Genomic DNA, 26173 nt, shown 5'->3' with positions numbered 1-26173 from the left:
TCGCCCCAGGTGGCACACTGGGATGTCGTGCCGCCACCCTTCGGGATCTATGTCCACGTGCCGTTCTGCGCGGCCCGCTGCGGCTACTGCGACTTCAACACCTACACCGCCTCCGAGCTGCAGGGATCCGGCGCGTCACCCGACGGCTGGCTCACCGCCGTCCGTCAGGAGCTGGCGCTCGCCGCCGCCACCGTCGGCCCCCGAGCGGTCGACACCGTCTTCGTCGGGGGCGGCACGCCGTCGTTGCTCGGGGCGGAGCGGCTCGGAGAGGTTCTGGGCGCCGTCCGGGAGACGTTCGGGCTGGCGCCGGGCGCGGAGGTCACCACCGAGTCCAACCCCGAGTCGACGTCCCCGGAGTTCTTCGCGGGTCTCGTCGACGCCGGGTTCACGCGGGTGTCGCTGGGCATGCAGTCGGCCGCGCAGCACGTCCTGGCCGTCCTCGACCGCCGCCACACCCCCGGCCGCGCCGCCGCTGCGGCGAAGGAGGCCCGGGCCGCCGGCCTCGCGCACGTCAACCTCGACCTGATCTACTCCACCCCGGGCGAGACCGACGACGACCTGCGGTCCTCGCTCGACGCCGTGCTCGACGCGGGAGTCGATCACGTGTCGGCCTACGCGCTCATCGTCGAGGACGGCACGGCGCTGGCCCGCAAGGTCGCGCGCGGCGAGCTGCCCGCCCCCGACGACGACGTGGCCGCCGCTCGCTACGAGATGATCGACGACCGGCTCTCCGCCGCCGGCCTGGGCTGGTACGAGGTGTCCAACTGGGCGGCCTCCTCAGAGGCGGCCTGCCGGCACAACCTCGGCTACTGGCTCGATGGCGACTGGTGGGGCCTGGGCCCCGGCGCCCACTCCCACCTCGCCGGCTCCCGCTGGTGGAACGTCAAGCACCCCGCCCGGTACGCGGCACGGCTGGCCGAGGGGGCGTCGCCGGAGGCCGGCCGCGAGCAGCTCACCCTCGACGAACAGCACACCGAGCGCGTGATGCTCCGCCTGCGCCTGGCGAGCGGCCTGCCCCTCGACCTGCTCGACGCGGCGGGGCGTGCCGCGGCAGAGCAGGCACAGGCGGACGGCCTGCTTGAGCCGGCGGACGGCCGAGCGGTGCTGACCCGCCGAGGGCGCCTGCTGGCCGACGGCGTGGTCCACGCCCTCCTCGCCGGAGCCCCCGTATGACGCACCTCGCAGCCCGTCGCGCCTCCTCGCAGCATGCCGGCGTGCTGCGAGGACGCCACGCGTGCCGCGACACGGGGGTGGCGTGAGTCCTCGGCGCCGGTTGCTGCTCGCCCTCGTCGGCGTCCTCGTGCTGGTGGGCGTCGTGCTGGTGGGCGTGCAGGTCGTGGCGAGCCGAGGGCCGTCGGTCGACCCGTCGTCACGGCCCGAGCAGGACGCGCTCGGGCCCGTGCTGCTCGTGCCGGGGTACGGCGGGTCGCAGGCGAGCCTGGAGCCGCTGGCCGGCCGCATCCGAGCCTCCGGACGCACCGTGAAGGTGCTCGCGCTGGAGGGCGACGGCACAGGTGACCTCTCCGCGCAGGTCGATGTGCTGGACGCCGCCGCCGACACCGCGCTGAAGGGCGGCGCCCCCTCGGTGGACGTCGTCGGCTACTCCGCGGGCGGGGTCGTCGCCGGGCTCTGGGTCGCCCGTGACGACGGCGCCGCCAAGGCCCGCCGCGTGATCACCCTCGGTGCCCCGCTCGACGGCACCACGCTCGCGGCCGCCGGGGCGGCGACCCTGCCCAGCGCGTGCCCCGTCGCGTGCCGGCAGCTCGCGCCGGGCAGCGCCCAGCTCGCGGAGCTCGCCCGCGCCCGTGTCGGCACGCTGCTGCCGTGGCTGTCGATCTGGACCACCGGCGACGAGACCGTCACCCCGCCCGACTCCGCCCGCCTCGACGGCGCGGTCAACATCCCGTTGCAGAGCCTGTGCCCCGGCGCGCAGGTCGATCACGGCAGCCTGCCGCGCGACCCGGCGGTGGCCGGCCTGGTGCTGGAGGGGCTGTCGACGGCGCGGCTGGACCCGGGCGGCGACTGCACCACCCTCCGCGCCGAGGGGGCGCCTAGCTCGTGACGTCCTTCGTCGCGAAGTTCGCCCACGCCGCCCCGAACGCCACCACGACGTAGCCGAGCTGCACGCCCACGCCCTGGCGTACGGCCGTCCACAGGATGGGGTCGCGGAACAGGTCGATCCAGGCGAGCCAGTGCGTCGTCGGCAGGTAGAAACGGATCGCCGACGCCGCGTCGAGGGGCAGCAGGATCGCGCTGAGCACCACGAACGCGAGCACGCCCAGAGCCGCGGCGAGCGGCGAGTCGGTGAGCGTCGAGAAGAACAGGCCCACCGCGCCGATCGCGAGCATGCACAGTGCCAGGTAGCCGACGGTGGCGGCGGTGCGCCCGGCCAGCTGCAGCGGCGTGAGGGTCACGCCCGACAGGGACGTGACGCCGCCCGTGCCGCCGGCGCCGGCGGCCGGGCCGAAGCCGAACGCGATGATGCCCACGACGTAGCTGGTGAGGGTCACGAACAGCACCGCGAGCAGCACGAACGCCGCCACCGAGATCAGCTTGGCTGTCAGCAGCCGCAGTCGCCCGACCGGCCGTACGAGGAGGTACCGCAGCGTCCCGGTGCTCGCCTCGCCGGCCACCGCGTCGCCCGAGACGATCGCGACGGTGATCGGCAGGAACACCGGCAGCACCAGTGCCAGCGCCGCCGCGGGGAACAGCTGCCCGTCGCTGACGACCGCCGAGAGGAACGCCCCGCCCTGCCCCGGCGCCGGGGCGAGGTCCGTGACGGCCAGCAGCACCGCCACCAGCGCGGGGATGGCGCACAGCAGCAGCCAGCACAGCCACACCCGCCGGCGCCGCAGCATGAGCCGCAGCTCGACTCCGATCACCGCGGCACCCCGGTCCTCGGGGCGGCGGTGCGGGAGGCGTCGATCCGGTCCGAGCTCGATCCGGTCAGCTCCAACACCACCTGTTCCAGGCTCCGCCGCTCCGCGGCCAGTTCGGTGACCCGGACCCCCGCCGCGACGAGCCGCGCGTTGAGGGCGCCGGCGTCGTCGGCGCGCACCAGCAGGGCGTCACCGTCGCGGTGGACGACCTGCCCGTCGAGCAGCCCGACCACCGAGGCCGGGTCGGGGGTGCGCACCCGCACGTTGCCGGTGGGGGAGCGCAGGACGTCGAGGTCCTCGGCGAGCACCAGCCGCCCGGCGTCCATCACGCCGACCCGGGTGCACAGTGCCTCGACCTCGCTGAGCAGGTGGCTCGACAGCACCACCGTCACGCCCGAGGCGTTCAGCGCCAGCAGCAGTCCGCGCATCTCGCCGATGCCGCGCGGGTCGAGGCCGTTGGATGGTTCGTCGAGCAGCAGCAGCTCGGGGCTGCGCAGCAGGGCCGCGGCGATGCCGAGGCGCTGGCGCATGCCGAGCGAGTAGGCCTTGACGGGGCGGCGGTCGACGCCGGCGAGCCCGACGCGGGCCAGCACGTCCTCGACGCGGGCCTTCCGGTCGCGCATCCGGCCGCCCTTTCCCGCGGCGTCGAGCAGCCGCAGGTTGGCGCGCCCGGACAGGTGCGGCCACGCCGCCGGGTTCTCCACCAGCGCGCCGACGCGGGGGAGCACGGCCGCGGAGTGACGGGGCATCGCCTGGCCGAGGAGCTCGACGGATCCGGAGGTGGGGTGCACCAGCCCGAGCAGCATTCGCACGAGCGTGGTCTTCCCCGAGCCGTTGGGGCCGAGCAGACCGAAGCGGACGCCCGCCGTGACGTGGAGGTCGACGCCGTCGACGGCGGTGACGCGGCCGAAGCGCTTGGTCAGTGCGGTGGTGGCGATCACGTCGTTCATCGAGGCCGTCCTCGGGTGGGGAGTTCGAGCAGGGCCTGCTTCAGGATCGCGGGGGCGACGGTGCCGATCAGCAGCGATCCGCCCCGGCCACGAGCCCGCACCGCCAGCGACAGCAGCGGTGTGGCGAGCTGCACCGCCCGCCCGAACGGCACGTCGATCGAGGTGCCGCCCGCCGCGGCGGCACCGGCGGCGGCGCGGTTCGCGACGTCGCGGCCCACCGGGATGAGCACGAAACCGGCCAGCCCGGTGCCGTAGACGCCCACCCCGGGCAGCTCGGCGTCCGGCGTGCTCGGCAGCGCGACGCGGTCGCGGCCGGCGAGCCGGGCGGGCGGCGGTGGGGCGTTCAACACGCGCAGCGCCCCGCTGACGTCGGCCGCGCTCGCGGTCACGATGCCGGCACCGGCCGGGCGGGGCGGACGCAGGTCGGCGGGATCGGGCGGGCCGTCGGTGACGTCGAGCAGCTCGCTGACCAGCAACGGCGGCCCGGTACGGGCGGCGACCTCGACGCGCAGCGGCAGTGCCGTGGCGGGGTCGGCCCAGATGTCCACGCGTCCGACGGTGGTGTCGGGATCGGACGGCACCAGGCGGATCCCCGCGGCGGACCGTCCGGCCACCCGGCGCGACGGCAGCGCCGTCACCGGGTCGGTGCGGGCCAGCCCGAGCATCCGGCGGGCGAGGTCGGGGGGCAGCAGGTCCCCGGCGCGGGGGAGCCGCAACGGGGCCTGGCCGACGACGCGGGTGAGCTGGTCGCTGCCGAAGTCCCAGAAGAACTCGGCGGCACCGAGCTGGTAGGTGTCGCGCTCGCTGTCGCCGAACGCGCCGGTCAACTCGTCGGCGCGCCAGCGGTCGCCCGCCGCGACGTACGCGCGGATGCGGGTGGTGCTGGTCAGCAGCGCGGTGACCGACTCCAGCTGCGGGATCTCCGGCAGACCCAGCCGTCCGGTGCTCTCGGCGTAGCCGACGTACGGCGGGGCGGTGCCCCGGATGCGGCGGCGCAGCTCCTCGGGATCGACCTCGACGGCGGCCGCGGGAAGCTCCACCGCGCCGGCGGCCACGAGCGCGGCGGCACCGGCGCCGACCAGCAGCCAGCGCCGGCTGAAGCGTTGCGCGGCCATTTGTCCCCATGGTGCTCGCGGCGCCGTGTGGGCGCCGTCAGTTCGCGGTGTGGTTGCTCGCGACGTGACGGCGCCACGCCCGTCCGCGCGGGGAGAGCCGGTAGCCCACCTCGAGGCTCTCGGTCAGCCCCAGCTCCTTGAGCTTGCGTACGTCCCGCTTCAACGGCGGCGTCTCCAACCCTAGCCCGGCGGCCAGGTCCGGCGCCCGGACGCCGGGGTTCTCGGCGATGAGGCCGAGCACCGTCGCCGTCCACGGGCCCCGCCGGGACGCGCGGTCGAGACGGTCCAGCCGGGAGGCGATCTCCGCGCGGTCGGTGGCCGAGAGGCGGGCCCTCGCGCGCAGCGCCACGCGCGGGTCGGGCCCGGCGGGCCGCACGGCGACCCGGTAGATCTGCCCGGTCCCGACCTGGGCGGCCCGCAGCGCGTCGAGGGCGGCGAAGCCGGCGGCGCGGGCGTCGTCGGCGGTGAGGTCGGCCTCGGCCACCGGCTCGACGGCCGTGAACTCCAGCACCCCGACCGGCGTGCGCTGCGTGCCGCCGACCCGCACCCGGGCCCGGTCCCAGCGCCGGAACAGGACCGTCACCGTGCCGGCGGCGATCGCGTCGAGTGTCACCCTGCGGATCTGCACATACCAGATCGTCTCGTGGGCCGGAGCTGCGCGGAACACCTAGAATGGAGGAACTGCCCACCGCCGCCGGAAGGAGCCGGGTGAACGCCGACGAACGCCGCTTCGCGGTCCTGCGGGCCATCGTCGCCGACTACGTCTCCACGCAGGAGCCCGTCGGGTCCAAGATGATCGTCGATCGGCACAACCTCGGTGTCTCCAGTGCCACCGTCCGCAACGACATGGCCGTGCTGGAGGAGGACGGGCTCATCGCCCAGCCCCACACCAGCGCCGGCCGCGTGCCCACCGACAAGGGCTACCGCCTGTTCGTCGACCGGCTGGCTCAGGTCAAGCCGCTGTCGGCGGCCGAGAAGCGGGCCGTGCAGGCCTTCCTCGACGGCGCCGTCGACCTCGACGACGTGCTGCGCCGCAGTGTCCGGCTGCTCGCCCAGCTCACCCGCCAGGTCGCGGTCGTCCAGTACCCCACGCTCACGCGCTCCACCGTGCGCCACTGCGAGGTCGTCGCGCTGACCCCGGCCCGGCTGATGCTGGTGCTCATCACCGACAGCGGCCGCGTCGACCAGCGGGTCGTCGACCTCGGCCAGGTGCTCTCCGACGACGACGTGGGCACCATCCGCACCGTCATCAACGGGGCGCTGTCCGGGCGTCCGTTGGCCGCGGCGTCGGTGGCGGTCGCCGACCTGCCCGACCTCGCGCCGAACGAGCTGCGCGAGGTCATCACCACGCTGTCCACGGTGCTCATCGAGACGCTCGTGGAGCACCCCGAGGAGCGGCTGGTGCTGGGCGGCACCGCCAACCTCACGCGCAACGTCGCCGACTTCCCGGGCACGCTGCGGCAGGTGCTCGAGACGCTCGAGGAGCAGGTGGTGGTGCTCAAGCTGCTCGCCTCGGCGCAGGATCCCGGCACCGTCACCGTGCGCATCGGCGGCGAGAACGAGGCCGAGGAGATGCGCGACACGTCCGTGCTGTCGATCGGCTACGGCGCGGGCACCGTATTGGGAGGGATGGGCGTAGTCGGACCCACGCGGATGGACTACCCGGGCTCGATCGCGGCGGTGCATGCGGTCGCCCGGTACGTGGGTGAGATCCTGGCAGGACGCTAGGACGCCTGCCAGGCACATCGATCGTCGAGTTCGAACGAGAAGGATCATGGGGAACGCGCGAGTGGCACGGGACTACTACGGGATCCTCGGGGTCGCGAACGACGCAGGCGCCGACGAGATCAAACGGGCCTACCGGAGGCTCGCCCGAGAGCTGCACCCCGACGTCAACCCGGAACCGGGGGCACAGGAGCGCTTCGCCGAGGTCAGTGCGGCCTACGAGGTGCTGTCCGACCCGGAGAAGCGGCGCGTCGTCGACCTCGGCGGCGATCCCCTGGGCAACGGCGGGGGCGGCGGCGGAGCGGGCGGCGGCGATCCGTTCAGCGCGTTCGGCTTCGGCGACATCATGGACGCGTTTTTCGGCGGCCAGGGCGGTGGCGGCGGTCGTGGGCGGGGCCCGCGCAGCCGCGTGCAGCCCGGCGGCGACGCGCTGATCCGCATGTCGCTCACACTGGAGGAGTGCGCCACCGGCATCACCCGCGACCTCGCGGTCGACACGGCCGTCCTGTGCACCGAGTGCACCGGCTCCGGTTGCGCCCCGGGCAGCTCGCCGTCGATGTGCGACATCTGCAACGGCCGCGGCGAGGTGCAGAGCGTGCAGCGCTCGTTCCTCGGCCAGGTCGTGACGTCCCGGGTGTGCCCGAACTGCCGCGGGTTCGGCGAGGTCATCCCCGACCCGTGCCGCCAGTGCGGCGGTGACGGGCGCGTCCGCTCGCGGCGCAACGTCGGGGTGCGCATCCCGGCCGGCGTCGCCGACGGCATGCGGGTCCGGCTGGCCGGGCAGGGCGAGGTCGGCTCCGGCGGCGGCCCCGCCGGTGACCTGTACGTCGAGGTCGAGGAGGAGCCGCACGAGCTCTTCACCCGCGACGGCGCCGACCTGCACTGCACCGTGCAGCTGCCGATGACGGCCGCGGCGCTGGGCACCACGCTGCCCTTGCCGACGCTCGACGGCACCGACGAGCTGCACGTCGACCCCGGCACGCAGGCCGGCACGGTCAAGACGCTGCGCGGCAGGGGCATGCCCCGGCTGCGTTCCACCGGCCGCGTGGACGGCCACGGCGACCTGATGGTGCACGTCGACGTCGTGGTTCCCACGAACATGACCAAGGAGCAGACCGACCTGCTGCGCCAGCTGGCGGCGCTGCGCGGGGAGGAGCAGCCCGATCTCGTCGGCGGCAACCGCAACGGACACGGCATCTTCTCCCGCCTGCGCGACAGCTTCGGCCGCTGAGCACCGCACCGCTGTTCCTGGTCGACGCCCTCCCGGCCGGGGGCGTTCTCGTGCTCGACGGGCCCGAGGGGCGGCACGCCGCCACCGTCAAGCGCATGCGGGTCGGCGAGGTCGTCCAGGTCACGGACGGACGTGGCGCCCTCGCGCAGGCCGTCGTCGAGTCGACCGGGCGGGACACCGTCTCGCTCGCGCTCACCTCGCGGTCGACGCTCGCCCCGCCCGCGCCGCGCGTGCTGCTCGCGCAGGCGCTGGTCAAGGGCGACCGCAGCGAGCTGGCCGTCGAGATGGCCACGGAGGCCGGGGTCGACGGGATCCTGCCCTGGCGGGCGGCCCGGTGCGTCGCCCGCTGGGAGGACGGGCCGCGCGGCGACAAGGCCCTCGCCCGCTGGCGGAGCACCGTGCGCGAGGCCGCGAAGCAGGCGCGCCGGCCGTGGCTGCCGGTCGTCGAGGAACCCGTGACCACCGCGATGCTGGCCCGCCGCGTCGCCGACGCCGCGGGCGCGCTCGTGCTGCACGAGGGCGCCACCGACCGCCTCGCCGAGGTCGACCTGCCCACCGCGGGCGACCTGCTCCTCGTCGTCGGGCCCGAGGGGGGCGTCACCGACGACGAGATCGCGGCACTCACGGCTGCCGGGGGGCGGTCGGTCCGGCTGGGCGGCGAGGTGCTCCGGGCGTCCACGGCCGCCGCCGTAGCTCTCGGTGCGCTCGGGGTGCTCACCCGACGGTGGAGCTGACGATCGAGCGGACGGCTGTGGACGGCCCGCGCAACGCGCCGACCAGCTCCGATCGTCGGCGTGCCGCATATCAACCGGGTGACGACGCGGCGTCGCGGGCCCGCGGGGGGTTTATCGTCTGCCGTGTTCCGGTTCCACGTCCTGCGTGGCCCGGAGTGGAGCCGCGGGCGTTCGCGTTCGCGGGGCCGTCGGAGAGTCCCCCTCGTCCGGCGGGGCCACGTCGCGGTGTGTGTCCCCCCACGTGCACCGCGACGTGGCAACCCCGGTCCCGTCTCGGCCGCCACGACCTGGGCGGTGACGGGCTGCGAACGTCCCGGCATGATCGTCCCCATGACTCGCCGTGGTGCTCTCCGACGGATGGCCGTCGTCGGTGCCGCCGCGCTCGCCCTCCCCGCCGCGCTGGCGGCCTGCGCCGTGGCCGCGCCCGCGCCCGCCCCGGGTGTCACGGGCCCGCGGAGGATCCCCTACGGCGGCCACCCGAGCCAGTTCGGCGAGCTGACGCTGCCGGCGGGCACCCCTCGCGGCGTCGCCGTGATCGTGCACGGCGGGTTCTGGCGGCAGCGGTACGGCCTCGAGCTGGGCCGCCCGCTGGCCGCCGACCTGGCCAACGACGGGCTGGCCGCGTGGAACGTGGAGTACCGGCGCGTGGCCACGGGGAGCGCGGGCGGACCGCGCACCGACTCGGACGACGGTGGCTGGACCGCCACCTTCGACGACGTCGCCGCCGCTCTCGACCTGCTCGCCGGACCCGTCCAGCTGGAGGCGGGCGGGCGGCTCCCGCTCGACCGCGTCGTCGCGATCGGGCACTCCGCGGGCGGACATCTCGTCGGCTGGCTGGCTGCGCGGCCCGGCCTCCCCGCGGGGGCGCCGGGAGCGGCGCCCGCCGTTCGGCTGAAGGGCGCCGTCGCGCAGGCCGGCGTGATGGACCTGGTGGACGCCTCGGAACAGGGTGTCGGCGCCGGTGCGGTGGACGACCTGCTCGGCGGCTCGCCGGCGCAGGTGCCCGACCGCTACGCGCTCGCCTCGCCGATCGCGCGGATCCCGATCGGAGTGCCGGTGACGTGCGTCCACGGCACCGAGGACGCCAACGTGCCGATCCGGCAGTCGCAGCGGTTCACGGCCGCCTCGGACGACCAGCTGATCACGATCCCGGGCGCCGACCACTTCGTGCTGATCGACCCGACCACCGACGCGTGGCGGGCCTGCCGTTCCGCCGCGGATCGCATTCTCGGCTAGTTTGCTCCGGTGTTGCTCACCGCCAAGGGATCCGCGCTGCTGCTGGTCGACCTCCAGCAGCGGCTCATGCCCGCCATCCACGACGGCGACGCCGTGGTGGCCAACGCCGCGCGCCTCGCCGAGGGCGCCGGGCTGATGGACGTGCCGGTGTGCGCCACCGAGCAGAACCCGGCGGGCCTCGGGCCCACCGTGGCGGCGCTCGCCGCGTATCCGCAGATGGTGATGCCGAAGATGGCGTTCGGGGCCGTCGCCGAGCCGGGTTTCGCGACGCTGCTCCCACCCGGCACCGAGGAGATCGTCGTCGCCGGCTGCGAGGCGCACGTCTGCGTGCTGCAGACCGTGCTCGGCCTGCTCGCCGCGCGGTACCGCGTGCTGCTGGTGGCCGACGCGATCGGCTCCCGCGCCCCGGCGAACAAGGCGGCCGCCGTCGACCGGATGCAGCGGCACGGCGCCGAGGTGGTCACCACCGAGATGGTGCTGTTCGAGTGGCTGGGCGACGCCCAGCACCCGCAGTTCCGCGCGGTGCAGAAGCTGATCAAGTAGCGAACCTCAGCGTGACGAGCTGGAACGGCCGCACGCGTAGGACGCCGTCCTCCAGGCACGGGGGTCCGGCGAGCGGCCGCTCCAGCAGATCCGTCTCCACCACGGCGGTGTGCGGAAAGTCGGCCGTGACCCGCGCGGTGGCACGGGTGCCCAGCGCCTCGTAGAGCCGCACGACCACGTCGCCGCTGCGGTCCTCGGCGAGCTTCACCGACTCGACCACGACGGCGGGGTCGTCCACCGTCACCAGCGGGGCGACGTCGGCGCCGCCGCGGACCTCGCGCAGCGGCAGGTTGAGCCGGTAGCCCTCCGCCACCGCGTCGCCGATGTCCGACCCGGCCCGCAGGGACACGGTGAACCGGTGTTCGCCCTGGTCGGCGTCGGGATCGGGGAACAGCGGGGCACGCAGCAGCGACAGCCGCACGGTCGTGGTGGTGCCGCCGCCGCGCGTGGTGCGGCCGATGTCGTGGCCGTAGGTGGAGTCGTTGGCCACGGCCACCCCGTAGCCGGGCTCGCCCACGTGCACCCAGCGGTGGGCGCACGTCTCGAAGCGGGCGGCGTCCCACGAGGTGTTGGTGTGGGTGGGGCGGTGCACGTGCCCGAACTGGATCTCCGACGCGGCGCGGTCGGCGTGCACGTCGAGGGGGAAGGCGAGCTTGAGCAGCTTCTGCCGGTCGTGCCAGTCGACGTGCATCGCGATGTCGATCGACCCGTCGTGCAGCGTGACGACCTGCGTGATCGTCGACGGGCCGGTGCTGCGGACGATTCGGACGGCGTCCCCGTCGACGGTCACCTCGCCGTCGAGGAGGTCGCGGCCGGTGCGCTTGTAGTGCTCGTCGACGTCCCACGCGTCCCAGCGGGTGGGGGTGTCGCGGAAGAGCTGGAGCAGGTTGGCGGGGGAGCCGTCGGGCACGACCTCGCGCCCGGCGACCAGGTCGTACACCGAGGTGAACAGGCCGCGGTGGTCGATCGTGAGCCGGACGCGGTCGTCGGCGAGCACGATGGCGCCGGGCGTCTCGGCGACGGTCGTTCCGGGTGCCGCGGCTGTCGGCGCACCGCCCAGCGCGGGCACGCCGCCGCGCTCGTACGGGCCGGCGTTGAACGTCAGCGACCGGCCTTCGTCGCCGGCCAGTGCCGTGAGGGCGTCGCCGATCAGCTCCTCCAGCTCGCCCGCGACCCGCTCGTACTCCCGCTCAGCCTCGCGGTGCACCCACGCGATGGAGCTGCCGGGGAGGATGTCGTGGAACTGCTGCAGCAACACCGTCCGCCAGAGGGACTCCAGAGCGTCGTACGGGTAGGCGACACCGGTGCGGACGGCGGCGGTCGCGGCCCACAGCTCCGCCTCGCGCAGCAGGTGCTCGCTGCGCCGGTTGCCGCGCTTCGTCCGCGCCTGCGAGGTGTAGGTGCCGCGGTGGAACTCCAGGTACAGCTCGCCCGACCACACGGGAGGCCGTGGGTACTCGGCCTCCGCCGCGGCGAAGAACGCCGACGGGCTGCTCAGCTCCACCGTCGGGGAGCCCTCCAGGCTCCGGGTGCGGGCGGCCGCGGCGAGCATCTCGCGCGTCGGGCCGCCCCCGCCGTCGCCCCAGCCGAACGGCACGAGCGAGGTGTTCGCGCGCCCCTTCTCCGCGAACTGCCGCTGGGCGCGGGCCAGCTCCTCGCCCAGCAGCTCGGCGCCGTAGGTGTCGACGGGCGGGAAGTGCGTGAAGATCCGCGTGCCGTCGATGCCCTCCCAGGCGAACGTGTGGTGCGGGAACCTGTTCGTCTCGTTCCAGGAGATCTTCTGGGTGAGGAACCAGCGACGCCCGGCCGCCGCGGCGATCTGGGGGAGCGCGGCGGAGTAGCCGAACGAGTCGGGCAGCCACACCCCGTCACTCTCGACGCCCAGCTCCTCGGCGAAGAAGCGCTCCCCGGCCACCAGCTGCCGGGCCAGCGCCTCGCCGCCGGGCATGTTCGTGTCGGACTCCACCCACATGCCCCCGACCGGCACGAACCGGCCCTCCGCGGTCCTCTTCTTGACCCGGGCGAACAGCTCCGGCTGGTGCTCCTGCAGCCACGCGTACTGCTGTGCCGAGGACGCCGCGAACACGAAGTCGTCGTCGGTGTCCATGAGCGCGAGCGCGTTGGAGAACGTGCGGGCCACCTTGCGAACGGTCTCGCGCACCGGCCACAGCCAGGCCGAGTCGATATGGGCGTGGCCGACGGCGTGCACGCGGTGGGCACTCGCATGGGCGGGGCTCGCGAGGATGCCGGCCAGCTCCATGCGGCCCGCCTCCGCCGTGCCGGACACGTCGTCGGGGTCGACGACGTCCACGGTGCGCTCCATCGCGCGCAGCACCTCGGCGCGGCGCGGCAGGTCGGCGGGCAGCGAGTTGACCAGCCCGGTCAACGTCCAGAAGTCCTGCCACAGCTCCCAGACGGGGACGTCCAGCAGCGCGACGTGCATCTGGACCAGCCGGTGGATCGGCTCGTCGCCCGCGGTGGCGAGGTCGCCGAGCCGGGTCGGCGCGAACGTCCACGGGCCGGCGACATCGGGGTTCGCGGCGGCCTCGATGTAGAGGTCGACCGCCGACCCGGCCTCGCCGAGGGGGAGGTGGCGGCGGCGCGGCTCGATCGCGCTGATGATCGTGCCGTCGCAGCGGTAGGCGGTGGCCTCTGCCTGGAAGCCGGGCTGGGCGCCGCTGAAGCCGAGGTCGACGGCGAGCTCCGGGCGCGTCGCCGGGTCCGTCCAGCCGGCGGGGACGGTGCCCGTGACGTGGAACCAGACGGTCCCCCACGGCCGCCCCCACGGCGCGCCGATCGCGAACGGCGTGAAGTCCTGGCGGACGGCCTCGGCGAACGGGACGGGCTCGCCCGGCGCGACCCATGCCGTGACGGCGAGCGGGAGATGGTCGCGGTGGACCGCCGGGACCAGCCGCTCGCGGGTGAACCGCAGGATCCGGCCGAGGACGAGCTGGGAGTCGTCGTGCACGGGCCCATCCTGGCGTCCTCGGCGCGGCTCGGCGCGGGTCGGGCGCGGAAAAGCCGGCCCGGCCCATCTCCCTGACCCTTCTCCGCGCACACGGCCCGCCCGACCCGTCCGCCGGGCTCGCCGGTGGTCTCCGGTACGGCGGCCGAAAGGCCGGGCGGAGTGTCGGTGGATCGCGGTAGAGTCGGTGACGTCCCACGAGCAGAGGTAGAAAGCAGGCGGCTGACCCCTTGACCGGTACCGAACCCGGCTCCGTCCAGTCCCGCATGACTGTTCCCGACGCTGCTCTGCTCGCGTTGCTGGGCTCTCGCGACGAGAGCCTGCGCACCGCGGAGGATCTCCTCGACGCCGACGTGCACGTGCGCGGCAACGAGCTCACCCTCACCGGGGTGGCCGCAGACGTCGCGTTCGCCGAGCGGGTCTTCACCGAGCTGATCACCCTGGCCCAGCGCGGCCAACAGGTGTCGAGCGACGCTGTCCGGCGCACCGTCGAGATGCTGGGGGCGGGCGCCCAGGAGGCGATCGGCGAGTCCCCGGCCGAGGTGCTGAGCCTCGACATCCTGTCGCGGCGCGGCAAGACGATCCGCCCGAAGACGCTCAACCAGAAGCGCTACGTCGACGCGATCGACTCCCACACCATCGTCTTCGGCATCGGCCCCGCCGGTACCGGCAAGACATATCTGGCCATGGCCAAGGCGGTGCAGGCGCTCCAGAACAAGATGGTCAACCGCATCATCCTGACGCGGCCGGCCGTCGAGGCGGGGGAGAACCTGGGCTACCTGCCCGGCACGCTGTTCGAGAAGATCGACCCGTACCTGCGCCCGCTCTACGACGCACTGCACGACATGATCGACCCCGAGTCGATCCCGAAGCTGATGGCCGCAGGCACCATCGAGGTGGCGCCCCTGGCCTACATGCGCGGTAGGACCCTCAACGACGCGTTCATCATCCTCGACGAGGCGCAGAACACCACGCCCGAGCAGATGAAGATGTTCCTGACGCGGCTGGGCTTCGGCTCCAAGATCGTGGTCACCGGCGACGTCACACAGGTCGACCTGCCCGGCCACGCCCGGTCGGGCCTGCGCGTGGTGCGCGAGATCCTCGGCGCGGTCGACGACGTCCACTTCTCGGAGCTCACGAGCACCGACGTCGTGCGCCACCGCCTGGTGGCCGACATCGTCGATGCCTACGCCCGGTGGGACGCCGATGAGGAGGAGCGGCCCAACCTGCGCTCCGCGGCGCCGCGCAACGGCCCTCCGCAGGACCGCCGCGCGCGCCGTCGCTGAGCCCGGATGCGGCTACATCGCCCCTGTCGGATGCAGCCACTCCGGGAGGTCCCGTGGAGATCGGTATCCGTGAGCTCCGCGACGGCTCGGTCGGCGGCGCCGGCGCCGGGTGCGCACGAGATCGCCGACCGGGGCGGTCACAGGTAGCGGTCCAGCAGTGCGTTCCGGAACTTCCCGCCCGGGTCTCCCGCGGAGAGGGCCTTCGCGGCCTCCGGCAGGTGCTCCCACAGCGCGTGGACGCGCTCGGGCGAGGTCGTGAACACCTTGCCCCAGTGCGGCCGCGCCGTGAACGGCTCGAGTACCGCCTCCACCTCCGCGACGACGGGCTCGACGCGGGCGGCGTCGGAGACCCAGGTGAAGTGGATCGCGGCGCTGTCGCGGCCCTGCGCGGGGGAGAGCCACAGGTCGTCCGCGGCGATCGTGCGGATCTCGCCGACGAGCAGCACCGGCGCGATGCGCTCGCGGATGCCGTCCAGCTCCCGTAGCGCGTCGCCGATCGTCGCGCGTGGCACGAGGTACTCCGACTGCAGCTCGTCGCCGCTGCTCGGGGTGAACGCGAGGCGGAAGTGCGGCAGCCGCTCGAACCACGGGCCTGCGGTGCCCAGCTGGGGCGTGCAGTGCGCGGGGTCGCCGCCGCGCACCATGTGCCGCGGGCCGTCGGCGGGAGTCGTGCCCAGCCAGCCCGCGGGGAGCGGGGGCACGTCGGCACGCTGCTTGAGCCACACCTGCTCGAAGCCGTTGCCATCCCAGTAGGTGAAGAGGCTGACGCTGTACGCGGCGGCGAGCGCCTCCTCGACGTTCTCGAACCCCCGCAGCCCCTCGACGACGGTCTGGCGGACGTCGAAGGTGGGCTGCACATCGAGCGTCAGCGCGGTGACGACGCCGGCGGCCCCCAGCGCCACGACCGATCCGGGGAAGACCGGGTCGCCGCGGCGGACCGTGCGCAGCTCCCCGTCGGCGCCCACGAGCTCCACCGCGGACACGGCCGTCGCAAGGACGCCGTGGGCGTCGCCCGAGCCGTGCGTGCCCGTGGAGCACGCGCCCGCAACGGAGATGTGCGGCAGCGAACCGGTGTTGTGCAGGGCGAGCCCAGCCGCGTGCAGCGGGGCCATCAGCTCGCCGTACCGCGTACCGGCGGAGACCCGGACCCCCGACGCGGCGATCTCCAGCACCGGCGGCAGGTCGGCGACCGAGACGAGGTCGCCGGTGGTGTCGGCGATGCGGTTGAACGAGTGGCCGGTGCCCAGGACACGCAGGTGGTCACTGCCCGCCACGATCTCCTGCAGCTGCGCCACCGATGCCGGCCGATGGAACGCCGACGCGCCGAAGGTGACGTTGCCCGCCCAGTTCTCCACCATGCCCCCGAACCTACCGACCGGCACGGTCTACCCTGGTGGACGTGTCGATCGAGGTGTGCAACGAGTCCGGCGTGAGCATGGACGCCACGCTGATCGCCTCCGTCGCCCGGTTCGCCCTCGACGCGATGCGGGTCAGCCCGGCGGCCGAGCTGTCGATCCTCGCTGTCACCACCGACGCGATGAGCGAGCTCCACGAGCGCTGGATGGACGAGCCCGGCCCCACCGACGTCATGTCCTTCCCGATGGACGACCTCGCGGAGGAGTCCCGACGCCCCGACGCCCCGGACATGGGCCCGGCCCTGCTCGGCGACATCGTGCTGTGCCCGGAGTTCGCGAAGGAGCAGGCCAAGAAGGCAGGGCACGGCCTGGACGACGAGCTGCACCTGCTCACCGTCCACGGCGTGCTGCACCTGCTGGGCTACGACCACGCCGAGCCCGACGAGGAGCGCGAGATGTTCGGCCTGCAGACCACGCTGCTCACCGACTGGCGGGTCGGCCGGGAGCAGGCCGCGGCCCGCGAGGCGCAGCGCCGCAGCGACTCCGCGGTGCTCGGCGTCGTCGGCCTCGAGGACAGTTGATCCCGCTCCGATGAACGGCGCCCGCCGATGAACGGCACCTTGCCCCTGATCGTCATCGCGGTCCTGCTCATCCCGCTGGCCGGGATGTTCGCCGCGGCCGACGCCGCGCTGCTGTCGGTCTCGCGCGCCCGCGTGGACGCACTGGTGCGCACGGGCCAGGCCGGGTCGCGCGCGCTCGCCGCCGTGGTGGCCGACCGCCCGCGCCACGTCAACCTGCTACTGCTGCTGCGGCTCGCGTCCGAGACCGCGGCCACCGTGCTGCTGACGGTGGCGCTGGTGCAGATCTTCCGCACCGTCTGGGCCGGCGCGCTCACCGCGGGCGCGATCATGCTCGTGGTGTCCTACGTGCTCATCGGCGTCGGGCCGCGCACGCTCGGCCGCCAGCACCCCTACCGCGTCGGCATGCTCGTCGCGGCCCCGATCCGCGCGCTCGCCGCCCTGCTCGGTCCGCTGACCAAGCTGCTGATCCTGGTCGGCAACGCGATCACGCCCGGCCAGGGCTTCCGGCAGGGCCCGTTCTCGTCCGAGGTGGAGCTGCGCGAGCTGGTGGACATGGCCAGCACCAGCGGCGTCGTCGACGAGGACGAGCGGCAGATGATCCACTCGGTGTTCGAGCTGGGCGACACCCTCGTCCGCGAGGTGATGGTGCCCCGGCCCGACGTGGTCTGGACCGAGCGCGACACCCACATCGACAAGGTGCTGCGCCTCGCGCTCAAGAGCGGCTACTCCCGCATCCCGGTGCTCGGCGACAGCATCGACGACATCATCGGCGTCGCCTACCTCAAGGACATCGTCCGCGCCCAGGCCGAGGCCAACGGCACCGTCGCCGCCCTCACCTCCGTCATGCGGCCCGCCGCGTTCGTGCCCGACAGCAAGCGCGTCGACGAGCTGCTCAAGGAGATGCAGGCCGCCCGCAACCACATGGCCATCGTCGTGGACGAGTACGGCGGCACCGCTGGCGTCGTGACGATCGAGGACATCCTCGAGGAGATCGTCGGGGAGATCACCGACGAGTACGACCTCGAGGAGGTGCCCGACGTCCAGGAGCTCGACGGCCGTAGGCTGCGCGTCTCGGCCCGGTTGCCCGTCGAGGACCTCGCGGAGCTGTTCCCCGGTGCCGACGGCGAGGACAGCCCGCTCACCGAGGTGATCGAGGCCGCCGACGTCGACACGGTCGGCGGGCTGCTGGCCCAGCAGCTCGGCAAGGTCCCGCTGCCCGGCGCCACCACCGAGGTCGCGGGGCTGCGGCTGCTGGCCGAGGGCGGCAAGGACGCGCGAGGGCGCATCCGCATCACCTCGGTGCTGGTGGACCCCATCGAGCCCGATCACGAGAACGACGACCGCGACGACAACGGCGAGAACCCCGTCGAGCGTCGGGAGGAGAAGAGCGATGTCCGCGGCTGACCTGGACCCCGAAGACCTGAAGATCGTGACGCTGGCGCGCTCGTCGCGGGCGCGCACGGGTGGCGTCGAGGGCGCCGCCGTGCGCGACACCGACGGCCGCACCTACGCCGCCGCCACCGTCGCGCTGCCGTCGCTGCAGCTCACGGCCCTGCAGGCGGCCGTGGCCGCGGCCGTGTCCAGCGGGGCACCCGGCCTCGAGGCCGCCGCGGTGGTCACGGCCGCCGATGCGGTGGACGAGCTGTCCGTCTCCGCCGTCCGTGACCTGGCGCCCGGCGCCCACATCCTTCGCGCCGACCCGTCAGGGGCGGTCGTCGACACCCTGGAGCCCACCGCATGACCCTGCCCGCCACCCCGAGGTTCGACATGGTGGTGGTCGGCGGCGGCATCGTCGGCCTCGCCACCGCCCATGCCGTCGCGCGTACCGGCCGTTCCGTGGCCGTCGTCGAGCGCGAGCCCCGCTTGGCCGACCACCAGACCGGCAACAACTCCAACGTCATCCACTCCGGCCTGTACTACGCGCCCGGCGGCCTCAAGGCCCGCCTCGCTGTCGCCGGCTGTGCCGAGACCGTCGCGTTCTGCCGCGAGCACGACCTCCCGCACGAGGTGTGCGGCAAGCTCGTCGTCGCCACCGAGCCCGAGGAGCTGCCGCGGATGGCCGAGCTGGTCCGTCGCGGGGCCGCCAACGGCGTCGAGGTGCACGAGCTCGACCGCGACGGCATGCGCGTGCACGAGCCGCACGTCCGCGGCATCGCGGCGCTGCACGTGCCCTCCACCGGTATCTGCGACTACCGGCTGGTCGCGGAGAAGCTCGGCGAGCTCGTCACCAAGGAGGGCGGCGAGGTGCACCTCGGCCGCGCGGTCACCGGCCTGGTGCGCCGCCGCGACGACGTGGTGGTGCGCACCGAGAGCGGCGACGTCCTGGGCACGCAGGTCGTCGTCTGCGGCGGGCTGCGCTGTGACGAGCTGGCGAAGGCCGCAGGCGTCGACCCGGGCATCCGCATCATCCCGTTCCGCGGCGAGTACTCCGGCTTCTCCGAACGGGCGTCGGCGCTGGTCAAGGGCCTGATCTACCCCGTGCCCGACCCCGCGTTCCCGTTCCTCGGGGTGCACGCCACCCGCGGCGTCGACGGGCATGTGCACGCCGGCCCCAACGCGGTGCTGGCGCTGGCCCGCGAGGGCTACTCCTGGGGCACCGTGAAGCCGAAGGAGTTCCTCGCGACCATCGCCTACCCGGGCATGCTGCGGATCGCGAAGGAGCACTGGCGCTACGGCTTCGGCGAGATGCACCGGTCGCTGTCGAGGAAGGCCATGGTGAAGCAGATCCAGCGGATGCTGCCCGAGGTGGCGGCGTCGGACCTCTCGCCGGCCGGTGCCGGTGTGCGCGCCCAGGCGGTGAAGGCCGACGGCACGCTGGTGGACGACTTCCTCTTCGTCGACCAGGGCACGGGAGCGGGCAGCATCCTGCACGTGCTCAACGCCCCGTCGCCCGCCGCCACCGCCGCGCTGCCCATCGGGCGCGAGATCCTGGAGCGCCTCACCGGCGAGCGCATCGCCCCGCTGGAAGCAGCATGACCTTCGCCGATGTGCCCGACGGCTACCGCTCGGGCTTCGCGTGCTTCGTGGGCCGGCCCAACGCGGGCAAGTCCACGCTCACCAACGCCCTGATCGGCTCGAAGATCGCCATCACGTCGAGCCGCCCGCAGACCACCCGCCACGCCATCCGCGGCATCCTGCACCGCGACGACGCGCAGCTCGTCGTCATCGACACGCCGGGCCTGCACAAGCCGCGCACGCTGCTGGGCAGCCGGCTCAACGACGTGGTGCGCGAGACGTGGTCGGAGGTCGACGTCATCGGCTTCTGCGTGCCCGCCGACGTGCCCGTGGGCCGCGGCGACGAGTTCATCGTCAACGAGCTGAAGGCCGTCGCCGGGCGCACCCCGGTGATCGGCATCGTCACGAAGACGGATCTGGCCCAGCCCGAGCAGATCGTCGCGCGGCTCACCGAGCTGAGTGCCCTGATGGACTTCGCGGAGGTCGTGCCCTGCTCGGCGCAGGACGGCTTCCAGGTCGACCTCATCGCCGACCTGCTGGTGGCCCGGCTGCCCGAGGGCATGCCGCTCTACCCCGAGGGCGAGCTCACCGACGAGCCCGAGGCCACGCTCGTCGCCGAGCTGATCCGCGAGGCCGCGCTGGAGGGCGTGCGCGACGAGCTGCCGCACTCCATCGCCGTGGTGATCGAGGAGATGGGCCCGCGCGAGGGCCGCCACCCCAAGGCCGAGCCGATGCTGCAGATCATGGCCACCGTGTACGTCGAGCGGTCCAGCCAGAAGGGCATCGTGATCGGCCGTGGCGGCGAGCGGCTGCGGCAGGTGGGCAGCGACTCCCGGCGTCAGATCGAGGCGCTGCTGGGCACCAAGGTGTTCCTCGACCTGCACGTGAAGATCGCGAAGGACTGGCAGCGCGACCCCCGCCAGCTCCGCAAGCTGGGCTTCTAGCGCCGTTCCGCGCGTGGCTGCGCGCGCGGACCGGCACGCGAACGCGGCTACTGCCGGGCCTCGCGCACCAGGTTCACCATGGCCGTCCGCGCGCCCTCCGGCGTGTCGACCCGGGTGCGGAACGGCAGGCGGACGGCCGTCTGCTCGCCGTCCGGGGTGTCGCGGCTGAACATCGCGAAGCCGTAGCGGTCGCAGTCCACCATCCGGGCCTCGACCGCCTGCTCGCGGCCGCCGAACACGCGGGCGAACAGCACGAGCGAGTCGGCGTGGTCGTCGTTCATGTGGTCGACGATCCGGGCGGCGTGCGGGCGCAGCGGGTCGGGCTCGGCGTCGGTGTAGCCGGCGGCGTCCACCCAGCTCATCCGCCCGAACCCGCCTACGTAACGCACCGAGGCGACCTCGAGGCGGTAGAGCCGGAAGTCGGCGAACCCCGCGTAGAACGCGCCGGGGTGGGTGGCGCGGTAGACCGCCAGCGCGGCCTCCCGCTCGTCGCCGCGCAGCTCCCCGACCTCGCCGACGACGGTGACGCGGGCCAGTGCGAGCGGGTCGCCGTCGCCGTCCTGCACGGCCATCAGCGACGCGCGCGGGTCGGCGGCGAGGTTGCGGGTGTGCTCGGCGAGGTCGCTGAGCAGCAGCAGCGGCCGCCCCGACGCGTCCACCGCGTGGCTGACGAGCGAGCCGAACGGGAACCCGCCGTCACCGATCGTGGCCAGCGCCGCGGTGCGGGCCGACGCGATCAGCGTGCGGGACCGCTCGGCGTCGGTCGGCTCCCCCTGGATGCCGGGGGTGGCCGCGAGCGTGCGCTCGGTCTCGGCCATCACCTCGGTGGGGACGCTGTGGGTCACGATTCCTCCCGGGTGTTCGGTGAGGCTCACCTCATCTCGTGGGCCCGGACGATGTCAGGCCCGCTCAGCTCGTGGGGAACGAGCCGCCGTTCGGGAAGTCCGGGATCGTGCTGGCCACCGCCGAGAAGAACACGATGATGAACACGATGTAGGCGATGAACAGCAGCGTGAAGATGCCGCCGATGATGATGCCCGCCAGTGCCAGCCCGTCGCCGCTCTCGCCGGTGCGCTTGATCTGGCCGCGCGCGATGAACCCGAACACGATGCCCAGCGGCGCGATGATGATGCCGAAGATCAGCGCCAGGATCGCCATCGTGTTGGTGGCGGGCGGGGCGGCGTAGGCCTGCTGCGGGTATCCCGGATAGGCGCCTGGCTGCCCGTAGGCCGGCTGCTGCGGGAACGGCTGGCCGTAGCCGGCCTGCGGGCCGTAGCCCGCCTGCGGGTCGTAGCCGGGCTGCTGGCCGTACGGGGGCGCCTGGCCGTACGGAGCCTGCCCGTAGGCCGGCTGCTGCCCGTACTGGGCCTGTGGGTCGTAGCCCGGCTGCGGCGGCCCGCCGTAGGCGCCTCCGTACTGGGGCTGCTGCTGGCCGTAGGTGTTCGGGTCGTACCCGGGGCTCGGGGTGGCGCCGGACTCGGCCGACTTGCCCAGCGACACCGGGCCGTCCTCGTTCCCCGGACGGAAGGACGTGGTCTTGTCGTCGTCGGGCGGGTTCTGGGACATGCGCTTCCCCCTCGGCTGGGTGTGGGGGCCGATCGTAGGGGTCGGCGAGGTGCAACGGTGACATACCGACCAGGTCGTAGGGTGGGGACATGGCCCTGTACCGCGACACCGGCGTGGTGCTGCGCGTGCAGAAGCTCGGCGAGGCCGACCGGATCATCACGCTGCTCACCCGCCGCTACGGCAAGATCCGCGCGGTGGCCAAGGGTGTGCGGCGCACGAAGTCCCGCTGGGGCGCCCGGCTGGAGCCGTTCAACCACGTCGACGTGCAGTGCTACACCGGCCGCTCGCTCGACATCGTCACGCAGGCCGAGACCGTCGACGCGTTCGGCGCCGGTCTGGTCAACGACTACTCCCGCTACACCGCGGGCTGCGCGATCCTCGAGACCGCCGATCGGCTCGTCGCGGAGGAGGGGGAGCCGGCGCTGCGGGTGTACCTGCTGCTCGTGGGAGCGATCCGCGCGCTGGCCGGCCGCGAGCGCGACGCCTCGCTGGTCCTCGACGCGTTCTTCCTCCGGGCCATGACCCACGCCGGCTGGGCCCCCGCCATCAACGACTGCGCCCGCTGCGCCGAGCCCGGCCCGCACCCCGCGTTCAACATCGCGGCCGGGGGAGCGGTGTGCCAGGTCTGCCGCCCGCCCGGCTCGATCACGCCGTCGCGCGAGACTTATCTGCTGCTGGACGCCCTGCTGCACGGCGACTGGGACGTAGCCGACGCGATGGGCGCCGCCACCCGGCGCGACACCAGCGGGCTGGTGGCCGCGCACCTGCAGTGGCACATGGAACGGCAGCTCCGCTCACTGCCACTGGTGGAGCGACGGGCGGTGGTGGCGCGGGCCACGGTTGTGCCCCCGCCGTAGGGTGCAGGTCGTGCCGCAGTTCCAGCCTCCCGCCCCGCACCCCTCCGGTGCCCGCCCACCGGCGATCCCGCGTGAGCTGGTTCCCAACCACGTCGCGCTCGTGATGGACGGCAACGGCCGCTGGGCCAACGCCCGGGGCCTGCCGCGCATCGAGGGCCACCGCCGCGGCGAGGCGTCGCTCATGGACGTGGCGCGCGGCTGCATCGACGTCGGCGTCCGCTGGCTCTCGGCGTACGCGTTCTCCACGGAGAACTGGAAGCGCAGCCCCGACGAGGTGCGCTTCCTCATGGGCTTCAACCGCGACGTCATCCGCCGCCGCGTCGACGAGATGCACGAGATGGGCGTCCGCGTGCGGTGGGCCGGCCGGCGGCCGCGGCTGTGGCGCAGCGTGATCAAGGAGCTGGAGGTGGCGGAGGAGAAGACCCGCCACAACGACGTCCTCACGCTCACCATGTGCGTCAACTACGGCGGTCGCGCGGAGATCGCCGACGCCGTCAAGCAGATCGGCCTGCTCGTCGCCGAGGGCAAGGTGAAGCCCGACAAGATCGACGAGCGCATGATCGCGAAGTACCTCGACGAGCCGGACATGCCCGACGTCGACCTGTTCGTGCGCAGCTCCGGCGAGCAACGCACGTCGAACTTCCTGCTGTGGCAGTCGGCGTACGCGGAGATGGTCTTCCTCGACACCCTGTTCCCCGACTTCGACCGCAGGCACATCTGGGAGGCGATCGAGATCTACGCGCGCCGCGACCGCCGCTTCGGCGGCGCACTCGACACCCCGGAGAACGCATCGTGACCAGCGTCATCGAGGACATGCTGAACGTGGCGCGGGCCGCGCTGGAGAACTTCCACGACGTCACCGCCGACGACGACGGCGCGCTCACGTTCGCCCACGGCGGCGTGCTGTGCGTGGTTCAGGGCCTGGAGCTGGAGGAGGGCCTGCCCGTCCTCAACCTGACGTGCGTGGTGGCGTGGGACCTGCCGGTGGAGACCGACGTGCCCACCCGCGTCGCCATGGGCGCGGGGGAGGGCCTGTTCGGCACCCCCCGCGTCATCCGCGGCGAGAAGGGCTGGGACGTGACGCTGCGCTACGCGTTCCCCGCCGTCGGGCTCGACGAGAAGGCCATGGGCACCCTGCTGATGCTCGTGGTGGGGAATGCGTCCACGCTGCGCGCGGAACTGACCGGGGCCTAGACGGGCTCGTTCGCCAGGTGCACGAGCGGCAGCCGCGAGAGCTCCATCGGCGACATCTTGGCGGCCGCGCCGAGCACGTCGTTCTGGCTCTTCTGCATGCGCGCGTCGATCAGGCCGGACAGCGCGTAGGCGACGCGGCCGAGCAGGCGCACCGTCGTGTCGTCGACGATGGGGCGGGGGGTGGAGACCACCGCGATGCCCGTGGGCTTGCCCTCGTTGGACTGCGCGGCGCCGACCGTGAACGCCTCGCGCGGGTTCACATGACGTGACGCGTAGTGGTCACGCAGCTTCTTGACCAGCGAGTGGAACTCGCTGACGTCGCCGTCGAGCTCGAGCTCCTCGAGGTCCTTCTCCGTCAGAACGGACGTACGGCCGGAGAAGCAGCGCACGTAGCCGATCAGCGCACCGGTCCACAGCGCCTCGATCAGGGCGTCGTCGGTGTCGACCCGCACCGGCCCGCTCCCGGGCGAGTTCAGGGCGGTGACCAGGTGCTCGCAGCACCGCAGCACGTACTGCAGATCCTCGAACACCGCCGCGAGCGCGGCCAGCTCACCCGCCTCCGGCCCGTCGAGCCTGCGTACCGTGCTCGGCGCCGTTGCCGTCGCACCGTTGCTGCTTGCGTCCTCAGTCACCGGGCGGACATTAGCCGCGGGGACGGGCTCCGGATGTGTCGATGTGAGACGCGGGCCACACTCGCCGTCAGCCGCAGTCGCGGCACAGCCCGAAGATCTCGATGGTGTGGCTCAGGTCGGAGTAGCCGTGGGCCTCGGCGATCCTCTGCGCCCAGCTCTCCACGGCCTCTCCCTCGATCTCCTCGGCCGCCCCGCAGCGCCGGCACACCAGGTGGTGGTGGTGCGCCGCGGTGGCGCAGCGCCGGTAGACCGCCTCGCCCGACGCGGTGCGCAGGACGTCCACCTCGCCGCCGTCGGCCAGGGTCTGCAGCGTGCGGTAGACGGTGGTGAGCCCGATGCCGTCGCCGGTGCGGCGCAGCTCCTCGTGGATCTCCTGGGCGGAGCGGAAGTCGTCGAGCCGGTCGAGCAGGGCCGACACGGCGGCCCGCTGCCGGGTGGAGCGGACGATGCGTGGCGTCGTCATCGGCTCTCCTCCGCGTGGGCCACGGCGTCGACGACGATGTGGGCGAGGTGGTCGTCCACCAGCGAGTAGACGACCTCGCGGCCCTGCCGCTCGCCCTGCACCACACCCGCCGACTTGAGCACCCGCAGGTGCTGGCTGATCAACGGCTGCGTGACGCCCAGCGCGTCCACGAGGTCGTGGACGCACCGGCTGGACTCCAGCAGCTGCAACACGATCGCGATGCGCACCGGCGCGGCCAGCGCGCGGAGGAGGTCGCCTGCCGCGGCGAGGGTGCGCGGGGTGCGCGCCGGAGCCGGGGCCACCGTTCCGTGCGTGCGGGTGTTCTCGTCGTCAGCGACGATCGACATGTGGTACCTCCCCCTGCAGCAACGCGAACGGGCCGCCGATCCATCCTAGGTCGGAGCCATCCTAGGCAGATGGGATCGTGACGCAGTGCTGCTCGTCTGCCGGTTCGTCGCGCCGCTGCCCGCCGACCTGCTCCCGCGTGCCCGCCGCGCGCTGGAGCTGCTCACCGCCGCCGACGGCTGCGTCGGCGGTGAGCTGGGCCGGGCCGTGGACGAGCCGGACGAGTGGGTGCTGACCGTCCGCTTCGCCTCGGTGGACGCCTACCGCCGCAGCCTGAGCCCCTTCGCGGTGCGCGAGCACGTGGTGCCGCTGCTGTCGGAGGCGGAGCCGGACACGAGCACGTACGAGACGCTGGTGGAAGCCAGGAACGGGGAGGCGACGGAGCACCCGAGCCTCCTGGCCTGAGCCCATCAGGGTTGTCCATAGGTTCGCTCATTCGGCCGCGAGCGATTGCGGCGGGCGGCAGGCTCGTCGTCGTGGAGAACAGTCCTTCCGAGATCGGGCTCCGGCCGCTTCTGCTGGCCTCCGGGGTCACCGACGACGAGCTGCGTCGGCTCCGGGCGTCCGAGTCGCTGACGACGCTGCGTCCCGGCGCGTACCTGCCGGCCGATGATCCG

General features: G+C 73.5%; 28 protein-coding genes. 17 read left to right on the top strand and 11 right to left on the bottom strand.

Going from position 1 to position 26173, the window contains the following annotated elements:
• Nucleotides 1-9 precede the first annotated feature (9 nt).
• Both hemW and JWR81_RS00795 read left to right on the top strand, forming a co-directional pair.
• Entirely contained in the window at nt 10-1173 is a 1164-nt protein-coding gene (gene hemW, locus JWR81_RS00800) for a radical SAM family heme chaperone HemW (protein ID WP_297645390.1), read from the top strand.
• Nucleotides 1174-1255: 82 nt separating this feature from the next.
• The gene (locus JWR81_RS00795) at nt 1256-2062 is read left to right on the top strand and encodes a lipase (RefSeq protein ID WP_297645379.1); all 807 of its coding nucleotides are present in this window, start codon (nt 1256-1258) and stop codon (nt 2060-2062) included.
• Here JWR81_RS00795 and JWR81_RS00790 read toward each other — a convergent pair.
• Genes JWR81_RS00790 through JWR81_RS00775 form a run of 4 tightly spaced genes read right to left on the bottom strand, consistent with a single transcriptional unit; the run spans nt 2052 to nt 5572 of the window.
• Nucleotides 2052-2882 carry an ABC transporter permease subunit gene (locus JWR81_RS00790; protein WP_297645376.1) on the bottom strand — a complete coding sequence of 277 codons (831 nt, stop codon included), beginning with the start codon at nt 2880-2882 and terminating at the stop codon, nt 2052-2054. The two genes, JWR81_RS00795 and JWR81_RS00790, sit on opposite strands and share 11 nt — an antisense overlap.
• Nucleotides 2879-3829 (bottom strand): ABC transporter ATP-binding protein, encoded by a 951-nt coding sequence (locus JWR81_RS00785; protein WP_297645373.1) that lies wholly within the window; start codon nt 3827-3829, stop codon nt 2879-2881. Before JWR81_RS00785 ends, JWR81_RS00790 begins: the two co-directional genes overlap by 4 nt.
• Nucleotides 3826-4944 carry a hypothetical protein gene (locus tag JWR81_RS00780; protein WP_297645370.1) on the bottom strand — a complete coding sequence of 373 codons (1119 nt, stop codon included), beginning with the start codon at nt 4942-4944 and terminating at the stop codon, nt 3826-3828. The genes JWR81_RS00785 and JWR81_RS00780 overlap by 4 nt, the downstream gene beginning before the upstream one ends.
• Nucleotides 4945-4981: 37 nt before the next feature.
• Nucleotides 4982-5572, bottom strand: a complete 591-nt coding sequence (locus tag JWR81_RS00775; protein ID WP_297645367.1) for a hypothetical protein — start codon at nt 5570-5572, stop codon at nt 4982-4984.
• Nucleotides 5573-5652: 80 nt separating this feature from the next.
• Here JWR81_RS00775 and hrcA point away from each other — a divergent pair, with 80 nt between their 5' ends.
• From hrcA to JWR81_RS00750, 5 genes are all read left to right on the top strand, one after another.
• Entirely contained in the window at nt 5653-6672 is a 1020-nt protein-coding gene (hrcA, locus tag JWR81_RS00770) for a heat-inducible transcriptional repressor HrcA (protein WP_297645364.1), read from the top strand.
• A 61-nt stretch (nt 6673-6733) separates the two neighbouring features.
• Nucleotides 6734-7900, top strand: a complete 1167-nt coding sequence (dnaJ, locus tag JWR81_RS00765; protein ID WP_297645388.1) for a molecular chaperone DnaJ — start codon at nt 6734-6736, stop codon at nt 7898-7900.
• Nucleotides 7897-8634, top strand: a complete 738-nt coding sequence (locus JWR81_RS00760) for a 16S rRNA (uracil(1498)-N(3))-methyltransferase (protein WP_297645385.1) — start codon at nt 7897-7899, stop codon at nt 8632-8634. Before dnaJ ends, JWR81_RS00760 begins: the two co-directional genes overlap by 4 nt.
• A gap of 357 nt (nt 8635-8991) precedes the next feature.
• Nucleotides 8992-9870 carry an alpha/beta hydrolase gene (locus JWR81_RS00755; protein WP_297645361.1) on the top strand — a complete coding sequence of 293 codons (879 nt, stop codon included), beginning with the start codon at nt 8992-8994 and terminating at the stop codon, nt 9868-9870.
• 9 nt (nt 9871-9879) lie between these two features.
• Entirely contained in the window at nt 9880-10413 is a 534-nt protein-coding gene (locus JWR81_RS00750; RefSeq protein ID WP_297645358.1) for an isochorismatase family protein, read from the top strand.
• Here JWR81_RS00750 and JWR81_RS00745 read toward each other — a convergent pair.
• The gene (locus JWR81_RS00745) at nt 10406-13381 is read right to left on the bottom strand and encodes a glycoside hydrolase family 38 C-terminal domain-containing protein (protein ID WP_297645348.1); all 2976 of its coding nucleotides are present in this window, start codon (nt 13379-13381) and stop codon (nt 10406-10408) included. The two genes, JWR81_RS00750 and JWR81_RS00745, sit on opposite strands and share 8 nt — an antisense overlap.
• A gap of 227 nt (nt 13382-13608) precedes the next feature.
• Between JWR81_RS00745 and JWR81_RS00740 the strand changes: the two genes are divergently transcribed.
• The gene (locus JWR81_RS00740) at nt 13609-14664 is read left to right on the top strand and encodes a PhoH family protein (RefSeq protein ID WP_297645345.1); all 1056 of its coding nucleotides are present in this window, start codon (nt 13609-13611) and stop codon (nt 14662-14664) included.
• Between the two features lie 137 nt (nt 14665-14801).
• On the opposite strand, the gene JWR81_RS00735 is transcribed toward JWR81_RS00740, so the two are convergent.
• Complete coding sequence (locus JWR81_RS00735) at nt 14802-16022, bottom strand: D-arabinono-1,4-lactone oxidase (protein WP_297645341.1); 1221 nt, start codon at nt 16020-16022, stop codon at nt 14802-14804.
• Between the two features lie 41 nt (nt 16023-16063).
• On the opposite strand from JWR81_RS00735, the gene ybeY reads away from it, so the two are divergent.
• The 5 genes from ybeY to era are packed head-to-tail and all read left to right on the top strand — an operon-like array spanning nt 16064 to nt 20499.
• Nucleotides 16064-16600, top strand: a complete 537-nt coding sequence (gene ybeY / locus JWR81_RS00730; protein WP_297645338.1) for an rRNA maturation RNase YbeY — start codon at nt 16064-16066, stop codon at nt 16598-16600.
• A 27-nt stretch (nt 16601-16627) separates the two neighbouring features.
• Nucleotides 16628-18004 carry a hemolysin family protein gene (locus tag JWR81_RS00725; RefSeq protein WP_297645335.1) on the top strand — a complete coding sequence of 459 codons (1377 nt, stop codon included), beginning with the start codon at nt 16628-16630 and terminating at the stop codon, nt 18002-18004.
• Complete coding sequence (locus tag JWR81_RS00720) at nt 17991-18341, top strand: cytidine deaminase (RefSeq protein WP_297645332.1); 351 nt, start codon at nt 17991-17993, stop codon at nt 18339-18341. Before JWR81_RS00725 ends, JWR81_RS00720 begins: the two co-directional genes overlap by 14 nt.
• Entirely contained in the window at nt 18338-19576 is a 1239-nt protein-coding gene (lhgO, locus tag JWR81_RS00715) for an L-2-hydroxyglutarate oxidase (RefSeq protein ID WP_297645329.1), read from the top strand. The genes JWR81_RS00720 and lhgO overlap by 4 nt, the downstream gene beginning before the upstream one ends.
• Complete coding sequence (era, locus tag JWR81_RS00710; RefSeq protein ID WP_297645326.1) at nt 19573-20499, top strand: GTPase Era; 927 nt, start codon at nt 19573-19575, stop codon at nt 20497-20499. The genes lhgO and era overlap by 4 nt, the downstream gene beginning before the upstream one ends.
• Nucleotides 20500-20546: 47 nt before the next feature.
• Here the strand turns inward: era and JWR81_RS00705 are convergent, their stop codons facing one another.
• A complete protein-coding gene (locus JWR81_RS00705; protein WP_297645323.1) occupies nt 20547-21344 on the bottom strand; it encodes a DUF2470 domain-containing protein in 798 nt (265 codons plus the stop codon).
• Between the two features lie 64 nt (nt 21345-21408).
• On the bottom strand, nt 21409-22065 hold the full coding sequence (locus tag JWR81_RS00700; protein WP_297645320.1) for a DUF4190 domain-containing protein: 657 nt from the start codon (nt 22063-22065) through the stop codon (nt 21409-21411).
• Between the two features lie 89 nt (nt 22066-22154).
• Here JWR81_RS00700 and recO point away from each other — a divergent pair, with 89 nt between their 5' ends.
• Genes recO through JWR81_RS00685 form a run of 3 tightly spaced genes read left to right on the top strand, consistent with a single transcriptional unit; the run spans nt 22155 to nt 24116 of the window.
• Nucleotides 22155-22922: a DNA repair protein RecO gene (gene recO / locus JWR81_RS00695; RefSeq protein WP_297645317.1), complete on the top strand. Its 768-nt coding sequence runs from the start codon at nt 22155-22157 to the stop codon at nt 22920-22922.
• 10 nt (nt 22923-22932) lie between these two features.
• A complete protein-coding gene (locus tag JWR81_RS00690; protein WP_297645314.1) occupies nt 22933-23718 on the top strand; it encodes an isoprenyl transferase in 786 nt (261 codons plus the stop codon).
• 17 nt (nt 23719-23735) lie between these two features.
• A complete protein-coding gene (locus tag JWR81_RS00685) occupies nt 23736-24116 on the top strand; it encodes a hypothetical protein (RefSeq protein WP_297645382.1) in 381 nt (126 codons plus the stop codon).
• Here JWR81_RS00685 and JWR81_RS00680 read toward each other — a convergent pair.
• The 3 genes from JWR81_RS00680 to JWR81_RS00670 all read right to left on the bottom strand — a co-directional run bounded on the left by JWR81_RS00680 (nt 24113) and on the right by JWR81_RS00670 (nt 25558).
• Complete coding sequence (locus tag JWR81_RS00680) at nt 24113-24748, bottom strand: hypothetical protein (RefSeq protein ID WP_297645311.1); 636 nt, start codon at nt 24746-24748, stop codon at nt 24113-24115. The two genes, JWR81_RS00685 and JWR81_RS00680, sit on opposite strands and share 4 nt — an antisense overlap.
• Nucleotides 24749-24815: 67 nt before the next feature.
• The gene (locus tag JWR81_RS00675) at nt 24816-25211 is read right to left on the bottom strand and encodes a Fur family transcriptional regulator (protein WP_297645308.1); all 396 of its coding nucleotides are present in this window, start codon (nt 25209-25211) and stop codon (nt 24816-24818) included.
• Nucleotides 25208-25558, bottom strand: a complete 351-nt coding sequence (locus JWR81_RS00670) for a metalloregulator ArsR/SmtB family transcription factor (RefSeq protein ID WP_297645306.1) — start codon at nt 25556-25558, stop codon at nt 25208-25210. The genes JWR81_RS00675 and JWR81_RS00670 overlap by 4 nt, the downstream gene beginning before the upstream one ends.
• Nucleotides 25559-25643: 85 nt before the next feature.
• Here JWR81_RS00670 and JWR81_RS00665 point away from each other — a divergent pair, with 85 nt between their 5' ends.
• Entirely contained in the window at nt 25644-25961 is a 318-nt protein-coding gene (locus tag JWR81_RS00665; protein ID WP_297645303.1) for an antibiotic biosynthesis monooxygenase, read from the top strand.
• Nucleotides 25962-26173: the final 212 nt, after the last annotated feature.

Source organism: Pseudonocardia sp. (assembly GCF_025965585.1).
In the GTDB taxonomy this organism is placed as follows: Bacteria; Actinomycetota; Actinomycetes; order Mycobacteriales; family Pseudonocardiaceae; genus Pseudonocardia.
The sequence above is the reverse complement of the archived record's forward strand: the minus strand, read 5'-3'. Positions and strand labels throughout refer to the sequence as shown.